Origin of the sequence: Cupriavidus pauculus, from assembly GCF_008693385.1 — a bacterium.
In the GTDB taxonomy this organism is placed as follows: Bacteria; Pseudomonadota; Gammaproteobacteria; order Burkholderiales; family Burkholderiaceae; genus Cupriavidus; species Cupriavidus pauculus_D.
The window spans coordinates 1,242,501-1,259,154 of record NZ_CP044067.1 but is presented as its reverse complement, the minus strand read 5'-3'; the positions used below and the strand labels follow the sequence as shown (position 1 = coordinate 1,259,154).

Below are 16,654 nucleotides of genomic sequence, written 5' to 3'. Positions count from 1 at the left end.
TCAATGCAGATAGCCGAGCGCGCGCCACCACAGGTAGTCCAGCGGCAGCAGCACGACGACCGTGATCGCGGCCAGCGCGAGGCACAGTCGCGTGCCGTGCCGCAACCCCACGCCGCCGAGCTGCATCGCGATCATGATCGGCGGCGACTGGTAAGGCAGGAATACGGTGGAGAACACCGGCACCTGCAGCATCAGCACGGTCTCCAGCGGCAGCCCCGTGGCCGTGGCCAGATCCTTCGCCAGCGGTGTCAGCACGGCCGGCAACGCCGGCAGCGTCGATACCAGTCCCAGCGCGGCGCCCATGGCGCTCAACGCGCCCACGTTTCCCACGGTATGGCCCGGTGCGAGCGGCAGCCAATGCAGCAGCGCGCCGCTGATCGCGGTGCCGAGCCCCGTCGACTCCACGACCGCGCCCAGACCGAGAAAGCCGGCCACGTACAGCAGCGGCACGAGGTGTACCTGCTCGTTCAGCGCTTTCGACGGCACGAGCCCGATGCCGGGCAGCAGACAGACGATGCACGCGGCCAGCGAAATCCATGCGGGCGAGATGCCGTGCCACGCATCGGTGGCGAATCCGGCGACGGCCACCGCGAGAATCACGGCGAGCAGGCGTTCCTGCCGGCTCATCGCGGCATGGCTCGCGCCCTGCTGGGGCGGCATCGGCCCGCTCTCCGGAAACAACTTGCACACGAGCCAGACCAGGATCACGGTCTTCAGCAGGCCCAGCACCGGAAAATGCAGCAGCAGGTAACTGCCGTAGCTGAGGTTGATGCCATAGAGCGAGCTCGCGGCGCCGAGCAGCACGCTGTTCGGGATATTGGCCGGCAGGATCGTCGCGGGCGGCATATAGCTCGCCGCGGCCACGGTCAGCACCATGCCGATGCGCCCGTTCGAGTGCGGACCGAAGCCGAGCCGATCCGCGAGCGCCAGCACGATCGGCATCAGCAGCAGCACGCGTCCGGTCGTCGAGGGCATCAGGAACGCGAGGCCGACCGACGTTGCGGCGACCGTCGCGATGACCTGCGTGTAGCGATTGGCGCGTTGATGGAAGATACGGTCCGCCAGCCGCAGCGCCAGCCCCGTATTGCGCAGCGCGACACCGGTGACGGCGCCGCCGAACATCAGCCACCACGCGGCCGAGGAAAAGCCCGAGAACACGACGGCCGGCGGCGCGATATGGAACACCACGGCGCAGAGGAAGAACAACAGCGTGGTGGTCGGCTCGGGCAGCACGCCCACGGCCCAGCAGCACACCGTCGACAGCACGAGCGCCGCGGCCAGGATCAGCTTGGGCGAGGCGCCCGCCGCGTGGCCGGCGATCGTCGCCACGGCAATGCACGCGAGAATCAGCAGGGCGGCGCGAATCGAGTCTGCCGCGCGTCCGGTCGTCACGGCGGCCGGGGCGGCGGGGGTGGTGGTCATGGCGATTGTCTCGGCTATGGCACCGTCCGCGTGCGCGTCGGTGCGTATTGTCGTGGTCCGGCAATCGTACGACGACGCGCGCCCCCCGAGTTACATTTTTTAGGCAACCCCTTACGATTTCAGGCCACGACGCCTTATCGCGCCTTGCGAAACGTGAGGTTGATGCGCTCGTGGCCCAGCAATGGATGGTCGCCATCGGCCAGCGGCGCAATCCCGTGGAATACCAGCCTCGATGGGCCGCCCCAGACGACGACGTCGCCATGGGCGAGCCGCACGCGCGCGGGCCGGTCGGCCCGGCGCAGTCCGCCAAACAGAAACGTTGCGGGCAGTCCTAGCGACACCGAAACGATCGGCGCGCGCATGTCCTGTTCGTCCCGGTCCTGATGCAGGGACAGCCGCGTTCCGGGCAGATACCGGTTGATCAGGCAGGCATCGGGCACGAACCCGTCATACCCGCCCGCGGCCGCGGCCCGCGCGGCCAGGGACAGAAACGGCGCGGGCAGCGACGGCCACGGCAGTCCGCTGTCGGGGTCGATCGGATCGTAGCGATAGCCCGCGCGGTCCGACACCCAGCCATAGCTGCCGCAGTTGGTCATGGCCACGGACATGCGCAGGCCACCGGGCGTGATCAGGTGCCGCCAGGGCGCGCTGGCCGTGACGTCGCCCACTGCGGCGAGCAACGCCTGGTCGTCGTCGCGGGCGAAGCGCCGCAACAACACCGCGCCGGGCGCGAGGGTCTCGGTCGGATCGTCATCGGGTTCCGGCGGCAGCGAGTCGAAGAGGTCGAAAGTCATGATGCATTGGGGGGAATCACCCCAGGAACGAGGCGCGCCGTGGCGCACTCCTCCAGACCGCCCGATTATGCCCCCGTTTGGCGCCGGCCCCCGTCCGCGTGCACCATCGCGGAAATTAACGGGGAGGGTATTTACAAGCCATCCAATTAATTTATCATCCGCGTGTCATCGGCATCGATTATTTACCGCTAGCGATTTGCAAGCATTTTCGAACGGTTTTATCGAGTCAGATGGTTCGACACGTGCGAATTTAAAAAGAAAGCACGTTCATACAAAAAAGGGTCAATGATGCATCAGGGAAACGACGCGCCATCGCGCTGGATGGCGGCCGCCTGTCGTCTGCTGGGCGCGGGCATGTTCGCCGGGATACTGGCGCTGACGGGCTGCGGCGGCGGCGATGGATCCGGCGGCAGCGGCGCCAGCGGCGGCAACGGTGGCAATGGCAGTAGCGGCGGCACCGGTCCCTCGACCAACCAGCCGTTGCCGGTGGGCGCCTTTACGCCGCTGAGCTGGTCCAGCGTCGAGCCGTCTACCCAATACACGCTGGCGGACGGCACGCTCGTGACCCGCGTCGGCGGCCGCGTGCGCGATCGTCACGCGCGCGAATCGTCGGAAACGGGCACCAATGCCGGCGGCGATCTCTATGGCATTTTCGCGCCGCATTATTTTGAACGCCGGACCCACGCGATTACCATTTATGACAACGTATCGCCTGCCAATCCGGCGGAGCGAATCCTCACGTTGGTCATCAAGCCGCAATGGTGGATGTATGGCACCAATTTCCGCTTCGGGTTTATCGGCCGCCGCGATGGCGACGATCCGGGCCCGACCGCGGTGGCCCTGTACGGCGACAACGGCGGCGTCAAGCGCCTGCCGGTGGGCATGCTCAAGGACGGCCAGGAGCTGAGCACGCCCATCGCCAACTACGACAGTCTGGGCGAGGATCCGGACAGCAACTACGACACCGACCTCAACGTGCCGCCGCAGGATGGCGAGTTCGTGCTGGTCAAGCAGATCAAGACGCTGCCGCGCCTGAACCGCGGGCTGCGCAATGGCGATCTGGTCGAATTCGAGCTCGGCATCTTTCTCGCGGGCAGGCAGGGCGATGCGCTGGGCCGCTTCAACTACTACGCCGACGTCATCACCTACAAGGTCGGCTCGCCCGGCGTGGTGCCGTGGTTCCGCGGCCCATGCTGCGACGCCGCCGCGATTCCGTGGGATACGAAGCTGATTCCGATCGAAGCGTTCGCGGGCGGACCGATGATGACGCTGCACGAGGATGCGTCGAACGAACCGGAGATGCAGCTGCTGCAGGCGTCGCCGAACATCGCCGGCCGCAATATCCAGCCGTTCGTGGAAGGCCGCCGCCTGTTCCACTCGTCGTTCCTGACCGGCGCGCACGTGGAGGCCGGCAATCCGACGCTGTTCGACACGCTCGCGAACCGCGCGGGCCCGAAGTTTCAGGAAGCGGCCTGCGTGCAGTGCCACACGAACAACGGCAAGAGCTCGCCGGGCTTCAACGTACCGCTCAACAATATGGTCGTGCTGACGGGTTCGGCCGATGCCAATGGCAACGTCGTGCCCGATAGCCGCTTCGGCGGCCGTATCTGGCAGGGCCTCGTCACCGATGGCGGCCGCACGTGGGATGGCCGCAATGCGATCCTGCGCGTGTCGAGCTATCGCAATACGTCGGGCAAGTATCCGGATGGCACCGCCTATACCCTGCAAACGCCGGTCTACACGCTGACGGACGTCAGCGGCAACACGCTGCCGATGCCGGACCGCATGTCGGTGCGCGCGTCGCCGCACCTTGCGGGCATGGGCCTGCTGGAAGCGGTGCCCGAATCCACGCTCGTCGCGCTGGCGCAGGCCAGCGCGACGGATCCGGACGGCACGCTCGGCCGCGTGCAGGTCGTGCCCGACGCGCTCGATCCGCGCCTCTCGCGTGTGGGCCGCTTCGGCTGGAAGGCATCGTCGTCCACGGTGCTGCAGCAGACCGCCGACGCGCTCAATGGCGACATGGGTGTGACCACGTCGATGCTGCCCAGGCATTTCTGCGGCCGCGCGACGGCCGGCAGCGATTGCCGTGCCGCCGATGCGAACAGCCCCGAGCTTGCCGATGCCGATGTCGACCGCATCTCGCACTACCTGAGCCTGCTCGGCGTTCCGGCCCAGCGTCATTTCAGGGGCCAGCAGTTCAACGGCATTCCGGCACCGACCATCGTCGAGCAGCTCAAGCAGGGCGGGGCTACCATCACCGCCGCGCAGCAGGCCGAGAGCCGCATGCAGGATCGCGTGGCGCGCGGCGGCCAGCTGTTCACGCAGGCCCGCTGCACGTCGTGCCACGCGGCGTCGCTCACGACCGGCGGCGCCCACAAATTTGCCGAACTGCGCAACCAGCTGATCCATCCGTACACGGATCTGTTGCTGCACGACATGGGGCAGGACCTTGCGGACAACTATCCGCAGGGCAACGCCAGCGGCGCCGAATGGCGTACCGCGCCGCTCTGGGGGCTGGGCCTGCTCGCGAGCATCGATCCGAATACGCGCTACCTGCACGACGGCCGCGCGCGCACCATCGAGGAAGCGATTCTCTGGCACGGCGGCCAGGGCAGCGCCGCACGGGACCGGTTCAAGGCACTGAGCGCCGACGACCGTCAGCAACTGATCGACTTTGTGAAATCCCTATGATGACCCTGCAAACGAATGCGATGGCAACGTTCCCCGTGAATCGGGGCGCAATGTGGCGGCGCGCGGCGGGCTGGCTCGGCGCGGCACTGCTCGTGATGACGCTCGCCGCCTGCGGTGGCGGTGACGACGCGAGCGTCGGCGGCGGTACCGGCGGTGCGCCGTCGTCGGGCTCGGGCAGCAACGGCAATACCGGCACGGGCGGTACCGGTGGCACGGGCAACAACGGCGGCACCGGCAACAGCGGTGGCACGGGCAACGTCGGCACGCCGGGCGTGACCAAGAGCGCCAAGCGCGGCGTGGCCTACGACCTGCGCAGCGCCAACGACCTCGGCGCGCTCGCACCCGGGGTGAGCTGGTGGTACAACTGGGGCTCGCAACCCAACAGCGCCGCGGCGTCCGATACCAGCACCGCCTACAACATGGACTACATCCCCATGCTGTGGAACGGCAACTTCGACGGCAATGCCATCGAGGCCTACCTGCGCGCGCATCCGAAGATCAAGTACCTGCTGCTGCTGAACGAACCGAACCTTGGCGACCAGGCCAACCTGCAACCCCGCGACGCGGCGGCACTGTGGCCGCGTTACGAGGCCGTGGCGCAGCACACGGGCGTCAAGCTCGTGGGTCCGGCGATCACGTGGGGCAACATGGGGAACGGGTTCAACGATCCGGTGGCATGGCTGGACGCGTTCTACACCGAGTACCGCGCCGCCAACGGCAACCGCGATCCGCAGATCGACTACATCGCGTTCCACTGGTACGACTATGGCCTGTCGGGACAGCTGGATCGTCTCGTGAAATACGGCAAGCCGTTCTGGGTCACCGAGTTCGCCAACTGGCACGTCGGCGACGGCAACGCGGCCATCGATTCGGCGGCCAAGCAGATGGCCCAGATGAAAGACATGGTCGCGACCTGCGAGCAGCGCACGGATGTGTTCCGCTATGCGTGGTTCACGGGGCGCTGGGACAACGATACGCACTTCACGAGCCTGCTTGGCGCGGATGGGCAGCTGACGGACCTGGGGAAGCTTTATATCAGCCTGCCATTCTGAGGACGCTCCCCCTCTTGCCTCAGGACTTGGGCAACCGTGGGTTTTCTCCCCTCCCCCCTTGGGGAGAGGGGCCGGGGGAGAGGGGTATAGAGAATCTACTGTTTTTGGCTTTCTCCCCTCTCCCATGGGGAGAGGGGCCGGGGGAGAGGGGGTATAGAAAATCTACTGTTTTAGGTTTTCTCCCCTCTCCCATGGGGAGAGGGGCCGGGGGAGAGGGCCAACCTCACTTCACCCGAGCCATCCCCTCCAGCAATGCCTTGTGGAATGCCCCCGGATCCTGCATCTGCGGCGCATGCCCAAGCTCCGGAAACTCCACGAGCGTCGCGTTCGGCAACGCCTTGGCCGTAGCCTTCGCCAGCTCCGGATACCGCCCCAGCAAAGGCTGCACCTCCGCCGGTGCCGCATCCTTGCCGATCGCCGTCGTATCCCGATCGCCGATCAGCAGCAACGTCGGCGTCTTGATCGCCCCGAGCTCGTACACCACCGGCTGCGTATAGATCATGTCGTACAGCAGCGCCGAGTTCCAGGCCACGATCTGCTTCCCCGGCCCGCGATACATGCCCGCGAGCATCTGCACCCAGGGCTCGTACTCCGGCTTCCACTGCCCGAAGTAGTACGTCGCCTGCTCGTACTTGCGAATCCGGTCCGCCGTCGTTCCGAGCTCGCGCTGATACCACTGATCCACGGACAGGGACGGCACCCCCTTGGCCTTCCAGTCCTCGAGCCCGATCGGGTTCACGAGCACGAGCTGCTGCGTCTCCTTCGGATACATCAGCGCATAACGCATCGCCAGCATCCCGCCCGTGGAATGCCCGATGACCGTCGCCTGCCCGATGCCCAGCGAGGTCAGCAGCGCATGCGTGTTGCGCGCGAGCTGCTGGAACGTGTACTGGTAGCGCTGCGGCTTGGTGGACTTGCAGAAGCCGATCTGGTCCGGCGCGATCACGCGATAGCCGGCGCCCGTCAGTTGCTTGATGGTCTCCTGCCAGGTCGCGGCGCAAAAGTTCTTGCCATGCAGCAGCACGGCGGTACGGCCATTGGGCGCGGCGGTCGGCTGCACGTCGAGGTAGGCCATCTGCATCGGCTCTTCCTGCGACGTGAACGAGAAGCGCTGCACCGGCGCAGGATAATCGAAGCCTTCGAGCTCAGGCCCATAGGCGGGACCATCGTCGGCGGCCATGGCCGCCAACGGCGCGGCGAGCGCGCAGGCGCTCAGCGTGGCAGTGACAAAGAGGGAACGAAGGGGCGGCATGAGGAAACTCGCGTCGGGGAGAGGAAGATGGTCGCACAAACTGACCCCCACGCATGGGCAAAGTTCCTATGCCCGGCGTCCTCCGCTCAGCGCGAACGCACGGCCTGCCGCGCCGGACGCCCCTCCCGCGGACTGGAGGCGCTGGTCGAACTGGTCGAGCTGGCCAAACTGCGCGCATCGCTCTTGGCCGCGGATCCCGTACGTCCGAGATCCACGCCGGGCAGCAGGTGCAGCAACCGCACGAGCTCGGATTGCCGATGCGTCCCGGTCTTGCGCAGGGTATCGCGAATATGCACGCGCACCGTATGCGGCGACAGAAACTCGCGCTCGGCAATCTCGTTGAGCGTCTCGCCGGCCGCCAGCCGGATCGCAATGATGCTCTCCTTGCGCGACAGGCCGAACAGCGAGGTCAGCACCGCCGCGTCGAGCACCGATCGCGATTCGGAATTGCCCATCAGCAGCATGGCCGCCGGCAACTGCCAGGGGCCTTCGACGGGCTGGCGCGACACCAGCGGCACCACGATCAGCGGCACAGGCTGTCCGCCGGAGGTGATATGCATCCAGGAACCGGCAGCCGCGGTACCGTTGCGGCCACCGAGCGCGGCAGACTGCAGCATCTTCGACAGCACGCCCTGCAGCGGCTCTGTCCGCGCGCGCAGCATCCCATGTTCGAGCGAGAGGTGGGAATCGGCCTGCACCAGCGACTCGGCCCAGCTGTTGGCATAGCGCACGCGCAGGTCGGCCTGCAGCACCATCACGCCGAAGTCGAGCGTGTCGAGCCCGGCCAGTCCCATCGAGGCCAGCCCGCTGAGTTCGAAGTTGCGATGCTGCATGCGCGCGGCACGTGCCCAGTGGGGCATGACATGCGCGAGCCGGCGTTCGCGATGATCGTTCGACAGATCGCCCGTCGCGGCACTTCCGGCCATCGCGCTCATCAGCACGCAGACGTCGCTGGTATCGAACAGCCGGATCCCCTGTTCGAGGCCATGGCAGTCGAACGTGTGCGTCATGGCCTGCGGGCGCATGGCGATCAGCGGGCTGTCCACGGCGCGGGTGAACGTATCGATCGCCGATCCGTTGCCATGCCCGACGTACTCGGGCACCACCCGCATGCTCTCGGGCATGGCGGCGGCGTTGGTAAAGCAGCCGTGCGGCGTCACGCCAAGGCGCGTCTCACCCGCGAGCTTGTCCCAGATCAGATAGCGTGGACTCGTCGTGCAGGTGTACTGGGAAAATAAATCGAGGGCGACCGGCATGGCGGCCACGTCCATCGCCGACTCGTAAATGCAGTCGACGAGGTGATGGAATTGATCGTCGGTAGACGGGTGTTCGCCCATAATGATTTTCCCCGGTGGCAAACGCCTTGTTTCCTCAGACCACTGCGGCGAGGCGTGGTCCTTATATGTATGCTGACCATCGTCGCCCCGGCGGGTGCCGGCGGCAACGCTTCTCTTGTCGCGACTCTCGGGCGGGATGGCGACTGGTGCCTTCCGCTTCGTATAGACCAATCATCGGCCAAAAACCCAATGCGGGAGAATCCCGCCTTGGAGGGGGCTGACAGCAGCGGCTTTCGCCGTCCCTACTCAGATTGCGGGAAAGTTGGCAATCACGTAGGTCCTGTCATGCCTGGTCCTATCGCCTCGTTGCGCGGGCACCCGGCATTGCGCATCACACGCCCGTTCCAACAATCGATAGCTCGCGCAATACTACGCGCCGGCCTTGCGATTGCAATCAGTCAAGCGTTTGATTCGACAGGGTTTGCGCAAAAACGACAGCCATATGCCATAGGCGTCCCATTTCGCAATTTCGGCATTAAGCGAGAATCCGTCAGGCAGAATTCGTGGCTGCGGAAGTGATGGTTGCTGCTCCCGCGGCTTTGGCAATATCGTCGGCGGCAGCCTGCCCAGCCTGGATCTCGGCATCCGTATGCGCGGCGCCGCCATCCACCTGCACCGTCACGCGCGGGGCGGCCATGCGGATACCGGCTTTGTCGAAATTGCGCTTGAGGCGGACGTTGAACGCGCGCGCGATTTCGGATTGCATGAGCGGCCGCGTCTTGTACTGCGCAAGCACGACGATGCCATTCGGGTCGAATCGGTCGAGACCGAGGATATCGAGGCTCGACAGCAGGTTGCGCGAATAGCGGTGATCGCGCGACACCTCCGTGCCCGTGCTCCGGATGATCTCCAGCGCGCGATCGAAGTCGCTGTCGTAGGCCACGGAGATATTGAACACGGCGTACGCGTACCCGCGCGACAGGTTCTTGACGGCCTTGATCTGGCTATAGGGCAGCGTATGGAGCGCGCCCTTGCCGTCGCGCAGGCGCACGGTCCGGATGGTCATGCCTTCCACCACGCCCGAATGGTCGGGCAGCTCGATCGAATCGCCGATCGCGATCGAGTCCTCGATCACGATGAACAGGCCCGTGATCAGATCCTGCACGAGACTCTGCGCGCCGAAACCGATGGCCAGGCCCACCACGCCCGCGCCCGCGAGCAGCGGCGTGACGTTGACCCCAAGGTTCGCGAGCACCGCGATCAGCGCGATGATCAGCAGCGCAACGAACGACGCGTTGCGCACCAGCGGCAGGATCGTCTTCGCGCGCAGGCTCGGCTGCTGCCCGACGCGGCCATGCGTGGGGGAGAGCGTCTGCGTGATCGCGGTATCGATCAGCAGCCAGATCAGCCACGCGAGCAACACGATGGCAATCACGCTCACGGTGGCCTGCACCACGTGCCGGCCGAACAGCGTCGATTGCGCGAGCTGCATCAGCGAGGTATCCCAGACCCGCGCGGTGATCTCCAGGAACGCAAACCAGATGACCACGCGCATGAGCGCCACCGCAAAGCGGCCGAAGCGCGCGATATAGGCGGAGCGCAGGCGATCGCGCAGGCGCGGCGGCCGTGTGGTCGATTTGGGCGAGCGGCCGACCACGAGGTTCAGCAACGTCGCGGCCACGAACAGCGTCACCGATACCACGGCGCGGCGCAGGATCTCGTCGGCCCGTCCGCTGGCCATCAGCGTGCCGAGCACGGACGCGATGACCACCGCCAGCACGGGCAGATGCCATGCCTGGCCCGCCAGCCGCAGCACGTCCATCCATGCGGGGTAGGACTGGCGTGTCGCGAGCGGCCGGAACGAGATCAGGTGGCCGATCTGCCGGCGGAACCGGATGGCGAATATCGCGATCAGGACGGCCGCGAGAATATTGGCAAAGGTGCCGATCAGCGCGGACAGGCTCGCGCCCAGCGCCGCGATCACCCGGCTGTCGGTGGCCGCCTCGCCCAGCGCGGCCAGCGCGCCCGTGGCAAACAGCAGCCACGGCGAATGGTGCAGCAGGTCGCGCACGGCAGTGGCGCGATGCGCGGACGAGAACACCGCGAAGATCACCTGGCAGAACGCTGTCAGCAGCGCGCCGCAGACGATCGACAGCGCCACCAGCACCGCGGCCATGCTCGCGGGGGTCCGGCCGAAGACCTGATAGGTCAGCAGCACGGTCAGCGCGAAGGCGACGATCCAGGGTCCGATGCGGCGCATGAAATAGATGCCCACGTCGATCCACGAGGGCACGCTGGGCAAATGCGTCGGCCGTGCCGGCTGCAGCCGGCGCTGATGGAGGCGCCGCCCGAGTTCCCAGAGCAGCCATCCCGCGACGCCCCATGCCACCAGCACGGTCCCGAACTCGCGAATCGAGACGATCTTCGGCCGCGTGTCGTGCATGGTCAGGGCGGCGTGCCATTCCTCGCCCGCAAAGCGGATACGCCAGCTCCAGTACTGGAGCGCGCCGTGCTGCTTGTCCAGGCTGCTATCGACCTGATCGAGCGCCTTCGTCACCACGCCGATCAGTCCCGCCTGCGCGCCGCTGGCCGGTCCGGGCGCCGCCACGCCCGAGGCGTCGAGCCCGCTCCGCAGCGTTTTCAACTGATCGACGAGGGCCTGGCGCTGCTTGTCGTTCTGCAGCGTGCCGATGATCTGATCGAGCGATTGCGCGAGCGGCTCGCTCGCGGGCGGCGACGCGCTGGCCTCGAGCTTCTGCGCCGCGGCGATCAGCGGATTGGCCGACGCCGCGTGGGCGGGCGGCGCGGCCAGCATCGTCAGACTCAGCCAGGTCAGCAGGACGAACGCCAATGCCGGACGCACGAGATCCCGAATGGAGCGAGGGCGCGGCGGCAGAAGCATGGGCGTCAGGTCATCGTTCGACATGCGCGTCACTGTAGCGCATCGGGAGGCGCTGGGTACCTCTGGACATTCTCCGCACGCAACCTCTCGTCGCCCCGTCCCGTTCCCTGTCACCGCCCGTAACGTAACCCGTAACGTCCCGCGTCCCACGGTGTTCCCCGGTCCGCGCCCCCGGCGCAAGTAGGGTGGCAAACGCCGGAACGCCCGCCCCGCGCGGCCCGGCGCCCCGCTGGCAGTGTCGCCCGCCGTTCGCCCGCGGCCCCGCTGTCCATTGGCATGCGCTTTGCAGAGATAGCCCGACACGACACCACGCATGCAAACCGAGGGACCGGGGAGAGACACCATGCAACATGCCGCAGCCTATACCGACCATGCCGCCATGCACGGCAGCGCGTTCCGTTTCGACGCTTCCTGCCGGATGCCGCTCGAGGCCCAGTTTGAAGCCCGGATTGCCGCCGCGATCGACGCCGCGATGCTGAGCCGGCGCGATGCGTACGCCGGCCAGCCGCAGGCGTGGCAGCTGTTCTGCGAAGCCTCCCACGTGGCCACGCTGCGTGCGCCGCTTCGCGACGCCTTTATCGCCCGCGTGGCCGAGCAACGCGGCGCAGACATCGCGCTGCGCCTTGCCGCCAAGGCCGATGCGATCCGCGAGGCCGCCATTGCGCGCGATCGCGAAGCGCTGGCGGTCTGATTGCCGCGCTCGCTATTGTTCGTATTATCCGTACAGTGTTCGCGAAAGAGTACCGATTATCTTCCGCATTCGGTCGTCCATAGTGAGGTCAAGCGCGCCGGACATCTCCGGCACGCACCGACCCAGGAGAACGATCATGAATGCAGCGACTCAATCCCAGACCTCCCACAACGCGGGTACCGCCGCCGACGGCCGCAAGGTCGCGCTCGTCACGGGCGGCTCGCGTGGCATCGGCGCCGCGATTGCCGAGCGGCTGGCCGGCGACGGCTTTGCCGTTATCGTCAACTACGCGGGCCGCGCTTCGGAAGCCGAAGCGCTGGTTGCCCGCATCGTCAAGGCCGGCGGCCGCGCGGTCGCGGCGCAGGCCGACGTCAGCGATCCGGCCGCGGTGGCGCGCCTGTTCGATACGGCAGAGACCGCGTTCGGCGGCATCGATGTGCTCGTCAACAGCGCCGGCATCATGAAGGTCGCCACCATGGCCGAGTCCACCGACGAGCTGTTCGACCGGCAGGTGGCCATCAACCTCAAGGGCACGTTCAACACGCTGCGCGAAGCTGCGCGCCGCCTGCGTTCGGGCGGCCGCATCGTCAACGTGTCGTCGAGCGTGGTGGGGCTCTATCAGCCGATGTACGCCGCCTATGCGGCGACCAAGGCGGGTGTGGAAGCAATGACGCACGTGCTGACCAAGGAAATGCGCGGTCGCGAGATCACTGTGAACACGGTCGCGCCGGGCCCCATCGCCACGCAGTTGTTCTTCGAGGGCAAGTCGGAAGAGGTCATCGCGCGTGCGGCCAAGGCGCCCCCGCTCGAACGCCTGGGCAAGCCGGAAGAAGTCGCATCGGTGGTCTCGATGCTGGCCGGCCCCGACGGTTCCTGGGTCAATGGCCAGACCATCCGCGTGAACGGCGGCGTGATCTGAGCGCACGACGAGATCCGGGCGCGGGCGCCATCGCCGACAACTCAGGCGAAGGTCAGCGCCTCCCGGCGCCCGGGCAGGTCGAGGTGCGGCACGTTGTTGAAGCTCAGCAACCGCTGCGTGTCGCGCCCGACGATGACCTCGCAGAACGCCGTATTGCGGAACTGCAGGTTGAGCTCGATCGCCGTCGCGGTCGGCGCGCCGAGCAGGTCCGCCACCGCGCGGCCGATCGCGCCACCCGAGCTCACCACGAGCAGCGCATCCTCGCGCGCGGCGCCTTCCGTCGCATGGGTCAGTGCGCCCCGCATGCGGGCGCCGAAGTCCGCCCAGGTCTCGGGCATGCCCGCAAGGCGGTCCTCGGTCCACGCCTGAAAGGCCGCGCGGAACGTGCGCCAGTAGTCGCGATAGTCGCCGTTCTGATGGGCGCGATGATCGGCCCCATCGGTGAAGCATCGATACAGCGCCTCGCCGTCGTACTCGTTGAGACCCGCGTGCGTGCCGATATCGAGGCCCGCCGCGCCGCTCGCCACCCCCATGCCCGCAAGAATTTCGGCCGCTGTGTCCTGCTGGCGCACGAGAGAGCCGGCCAGCACTCGGCGAAAAGCCACGCCGCGATCGCGGAAATATTCGCCGAGCCAGCGCGCCTGCTGCCGGCCGACGTCGGAAAGGCGGTCATAGTTCTCGGCGCCGAAGGAAGCCTGTCCGTGACGGACAAGAAAGAGCATGGCCATGGAAGCACCAGGAGAGGGTTGACGACGAGCGATTCTAGGCGGTCGCTCCGGCATGGAAGAAGCATGTCCCCTAACAATTCATACGAAGTATTGTCGCGCTGCATGGGGGGTATCGGGCGTTTTGCTTCGGTGCTATATATCTTGCGCGCCCCCCTTTGTAACCATCTCGAACCGCCTTTCTGCCGCCGCTCATGACCCACAACGGTGACGACATCGAGGCCGCCATGGTGCGGCTGCTGTATCGTCAGTCGCACGGCATCCTGTTTGCCAATTTCGTGATTCCGGCGGCGGTCGTCTACGCGCTACGCGACACCCCCTCCTACCATCTGCTGCTCGCATGGATGGGCGCCATCTATGTGCTCACGTTCTGCCGCATCGGTCTGTCGCTGAAGTTCTTCCGGCACGGCGACTCGGCAACGACTACCCCCAGGCAGTGGGTCACGCGCTTCGCCATTTTCTCGTGGCTGTCCGCGGCGTTATGGGGGTTCCTCGGTTCCCTGTGGCTGCTCCCACCCGAACCGGAGTGGGTGGCCTTCGCATGCATCGTGCTGGCCGGCATGGCCTGCGGCGCAATGCCCGGCCTGTCGGCGCGGCTGGGCGTGTACATCGGCTTTATGACCATCATGGTGGCGCCGTTCGTGATCACATGCATGCTGCGCGACGAGTCGATCTACAGCGTGTTCCTGATGTTCGCGCTCGCGTTGTACGTGGTTAACGTCTACTTCGGCCGCGTGACGTACCGCAACCTGCTGTCGGGCGTGCAGCTGCGCTTCGAGAATGTCGCGCTGATCGGGCAACTGGAGCGGGAACGCGACCGCGCCAATGCCGCCAACCTCGCCAAGACCCGTTTCCTCGCCGCCGCCAGCCACGATCTGCGCCAGCCGCTGCATGCGCTGGGTTTGCTGTCGGCCTCGCTGTCGGCGGTCGCCGAGCGCGGCGATGTCGGCGCCGATGGCGCGCGCCAGCTCGGCCGGCGCCTCGACACCACGCTCGAGCGCATGGGTGGCTTGCTCGACGGGCTGCTCGACGTGTCGCGTCTCGACGCGGGCCTCGTCACCATACGCCGCCGGCCGCTGCCGCTCGCGACGCTGCTCGACGATATCCGCGACGAGTATGTGGAGCAGGCCCGCCGCCAGGGCTGCCGGCTGGACGTGGTAGTCACCGAAGCCTGGATCGACAGCGATCCCGAACTGCTGCGGCGGATTCTGGATAACCTGCTCAGCAACGCCATCCGCTATGCGCCCATGGCGCGCATTCTCGTCGGCGCGCGGCGCCGGCCCGGCGCGATGGAGATCCAGGTCATCGACAGCGGCCCCGGCATCGCGCCCGAGCAGCAGGCACTCGTCTTCGAGGAGTTCGCGCAACTGACCGATGCGCCGGCGGAGCAGGGGCTCGGCCTCGGGCTCGCGATCGTACGCCGGCTGGCCGGCCTGCTCGGCCATCCCATCTCGTTGCGCTCGACGCCCGGCAAGGGCAGCAATTTCTCCGTCACCGTGCCGCTCGCGCGCGACGGTGCCGCGCCGTCCGCGATCGATGCGCCGCTATCGGCGTTTTCGGGTGGCGTCCAGCCGCTGGAGTGCTATGGCGTGATGCTCGTGGACGACGATCCCCAGATCCTGTCCGCGCTGAGCGACCTGCTCAAGTTCTGGGGGCATCTGGTCTACGCGGGCGCCTCGGTCGAGGAGGCCTGCGCCGCGCACCAGCGCGCGCGCGAGCAGGGCCCGGCACCCGTGCATCTGGTCCTCGCGGACTTCCGGCTGGCCAATCAGGTCACCGGGGACCAGGCGATCGCGTGGCTGCGCGAATATCTCGATGCGCCCGTCCCGGGCCTGATCGTCACCGGCGATACCGCGCCGGACCGATTGCGCGCGCTCCATGCCAGCGGTTATCGCGTGCTGCACAAGCCGATCTCCGCGGACGCACTGCGCCTGGCCATCGCGCAAACCGTGCAGGATGCGCGCGATGGGCTGGAAGACGAAAACGACTAGCCGGTCGCCCTGGTGCGATTGAGCAGCGCCGCGCAGCGGCCCATGAGTGTCTGGGTGCAGCACGCGGTGCCGCTCCATTCCCCACCCGTCACCTTGCCATCGGGCCCGGCCACGAGCTTGCGCTGGCAGCGCGCCGTGGATGGCGTCGGATCGACGGCCCCCTCGCGCGGACCGCTGCCCGGGGGGTGCGCGGCGGGAACCTCGTCGACCCACACGTAAGCGGTACCGCCGGGCACGGACTGCACCGACTGCGGCGGTCCCCATTGCGCCTTCGCTTCCTCGATGGGCGCCGATTTCCAGGAGTCGAACACGCGCTGCATCGCATTGCCTTCAAAGCTACCGCACGCGGCAAGCAGGAGCAGGGCACAGGGCGCGGCGAGCGCGCGCGAAACGAGGCGGAGGGGCAACGCGGACATGGCGGCTCCAGCGAGTTGACGGGCCCTGAGCCGCAGACTATCCGAGCGGTATCAGGGAAGGCAATCCGCATATGTGTGTCGGCGCACGGAACGGCATCCGTTGCACGATCAAGCGAACAAAGGCTGCTGCAGGATGCTGGCGGACTGAGTCTTTCGTTTCGTGGCACGCGTCGGCGCCTGCGCGGCCGGGGCGGGCAGCAGTGGCGGCAACGCGGTCAGCATGAATGGGCGCGTGGCTTCGATCGGCACCGCGTCGGCGATCAGTGTGGCCAGGTGCGGCAGCAGGATCTGATAGGTATCGGCATCGAAACGCACCGGATTTGCCTCGCCGTTGCCGGTCACGAGTCCGGCGGCCGCTTCGAGCTGCGCGACCGAGCCCAGATAGCACCAGTCCTCGACCACATGCCATGGCTGCGGAGCCGGTCCTTCGCGCCATGCAATCGCCCCCGCGAACGGCCACGGCCGCAGCGCCGAGGTTTGCAGCGCCGCTACCAGCCGTTCGCGATGGCTCGCCATCGTCTC

13 protein-coding genes (1 of these 13 running past the window's edge) are annotated in these 16,654 nt (G+C 67.0%); 5 read left to right on the top strand and 8 right to left on the bottom strand.

Annotation, left to right across the window (positions count from 1 at the left end):
• Both FOB72_RS24030 and alkB read right to left on the bottom strand, forming a co-directional pair.
• Entirely contained in the window at nt 1-1,422 is a 1,422-nt protein-coding gene (locus FOB72_RS24030) for an SLC13 family permease (RefSeq protein WP_150375170.1), read from the bottom strand.
• Between the two features lie 134 nt (nt 1,423-1,556).
• A complete protein-coding gene (alkB, locus tag FOB72_RS24025; protein ID WP_150375169.1) occupies nt 1,557-2,216 on the bottom strand; it encodes a DNA oxidative demethylase AlkB in 660 nt (219 codons plus the stop codon).
• A 285-nt stretch (nt 2,217-2,501) separates the two neighbouring features.
• Here alkB and FOB72_RS24020 point away from each other — a divergent pair, with 285 nt between their 5' ends.
• The gene (locus tag FOB72_RS24020) at nt 2,502-4,907 is read left to right on the top strand and encodes a di-heme oxidoredictase family protein (protein ID WP_150375168.1); all 2,406 of its coding nucleotides are present in this window, start codon (nt 2,502-2,504) and stop codon (nt 4,905-4,907) included.
• Nucleotides 4,904-5,959 (top strand): glycoside hydrolase family protein, encoded by a 1,056-nt coding sequence (locus tag FOB72_RS24015; protein ID WP_223851781.1) that lies wholly within the window; start codon nt 4,904-4,906, stop codon nt 5,957-5,959. Before FOB72_RS24020 ends, FOB72_RS24015 begins: the two co-directional genes overlap by 4 nt.
• 223 nt (nt 5,960-6,182) lie before the next feature.
• On the opposite strand, the gene FOB72_RS24010 is transcribed toward FOB72_RS24015, so the two are convergent.
• The 3 genes from FOB72_RS24010 to FOB72_RS24000 all read right to left on the bottom strand — a co-directional run bounded on the left by FOB72_RS24010 (nt 6,183) and on the right by FOB72_RS24000 (nt 11,414).
• Nucleotides 6,183-7,211: an alpha/beta fold hydrolase gene (locus FOB72_RS24010; RefSeq protein ID WP_150375167.1), complete on the bottom strand. Its 1,029-nt coding sequence runs from the start codon at nt 7,209-7,211 to the stop codon at nt 6,183-6,185.
• A gap of 86 nt (nt 7,212-7,297) precedes the next feature.
• Nucleotides 7,298-8,548, bottom strand: a complete 1,251-nt coding sequence (locus FOB72_RS24005; protein WP_150375166.1) for a helix-turn-helix transcriptional regulator — start codon at nt 8,546-8,548, stop codon at nt 7,298-7,300.
• Nucleotides 8,549-9,038: 490 nt separating this feature from the next.
• A complete protein-coding gene (locus FOB72_RS24000) occupies nt 9,039-11,414 on the bottom strand; it encodes a mechanosensitive ion channel family protein (protein WP_411859876.1) in 2,376 nt (791 codons plus the stop codon).
• A 319-nt stretch (nt 11,415-11,733) separates the two neighbouring features.
• Here FOB72_RS24000 and FOB72_RS23995 point away from each other — a divergent pair, with 319 nt between their 5' ends.
• Nucleotides 11,734-12,081, top strand: a complete 348-nt coding sequence (locus tag FOB72_RS23995) for a hypothetical protein (RefSeq protein ID WP_223851780.1) — start codon at nt 11,734-11,736, stop codon at nt 12,079-12,081.
• A 136-nt stretch (nt 12,082-12,217) separates the two neighbouring features.
• Nucleotides 12,218-13,000: an SDR family oxidoreductase gene (locus FOB72_RS23990; RefSeq protein ID WP_150375165.1), complete on the top strand. Its 783-nt coding sequence runs from the start codon at nt 12,218-12,220 to the stop codon at nt 12,998-13,000.
• A 41-nt stretch (nt 13,001-13,041) separates the two neighbouring features.
• Here FOB72_RS23990 and FOB72_RS23985 read toward each other — a convergent pair whose 3' ends face one another.
• Nucleotides 13,042-13,728, bottom strand: coding sequence for a histidine phosphatase family protein (locus tag FOB72_RS23985; protein WP_150375164.1), 687 nt, complete (start codon nt 13,726-13,728; stop codon nt 13,042-13,044).
• 191 nt (nt 13,729-13,919) lie between these two features.
• Between FOB72_RS23985 and FOB72_RS23980 the strand changes: the two genes are divergently transcribed.
• A complete protein-coding gene (locus FOB72_RS23980; RefSeq protein ID WP_223851779.1) occupies nt 13,920-15,716 on the top strand; it encodes an ATP-binding protein in 1,797 nt (598 codons plus the stop codon).
• Here FOB72_RS23980 and FOB72_RS23975 read toward each other — a convergent pair.
• Nucleotides 15,713-16,132: a hypothetical protein gene (locus FOB72_RS23975; RefSeq protein WP_191002396.1), complete on the bottom strand. Its 420-nt coding sequence runs from the start codon at nt 16,130-16,132 to the stop codon at nt 15,713-15,715. The genes FOB72_RS23980 and FOB72_RS23975 overlap by 4 nt on opposite strands.
• A 108-nt stretch (nt 16,133-16,240) precedes the next feature.
• Nucleotides 16,241-16,654, bottom strand: partial view of a 3'-5' exonuclease family protein gene (locus tag FOB72_RS23970; RefSeq protein ID WP_150375163.1) — the 3' portion only. 1,194 nt of this gene lie beyond the right edge of the window; 414 of the gene's 1,608 nt are visible here — the last part of the coding sequence; the start codon falls outside the window, past its right edge; the stop codon is at nt 16,241-16,243.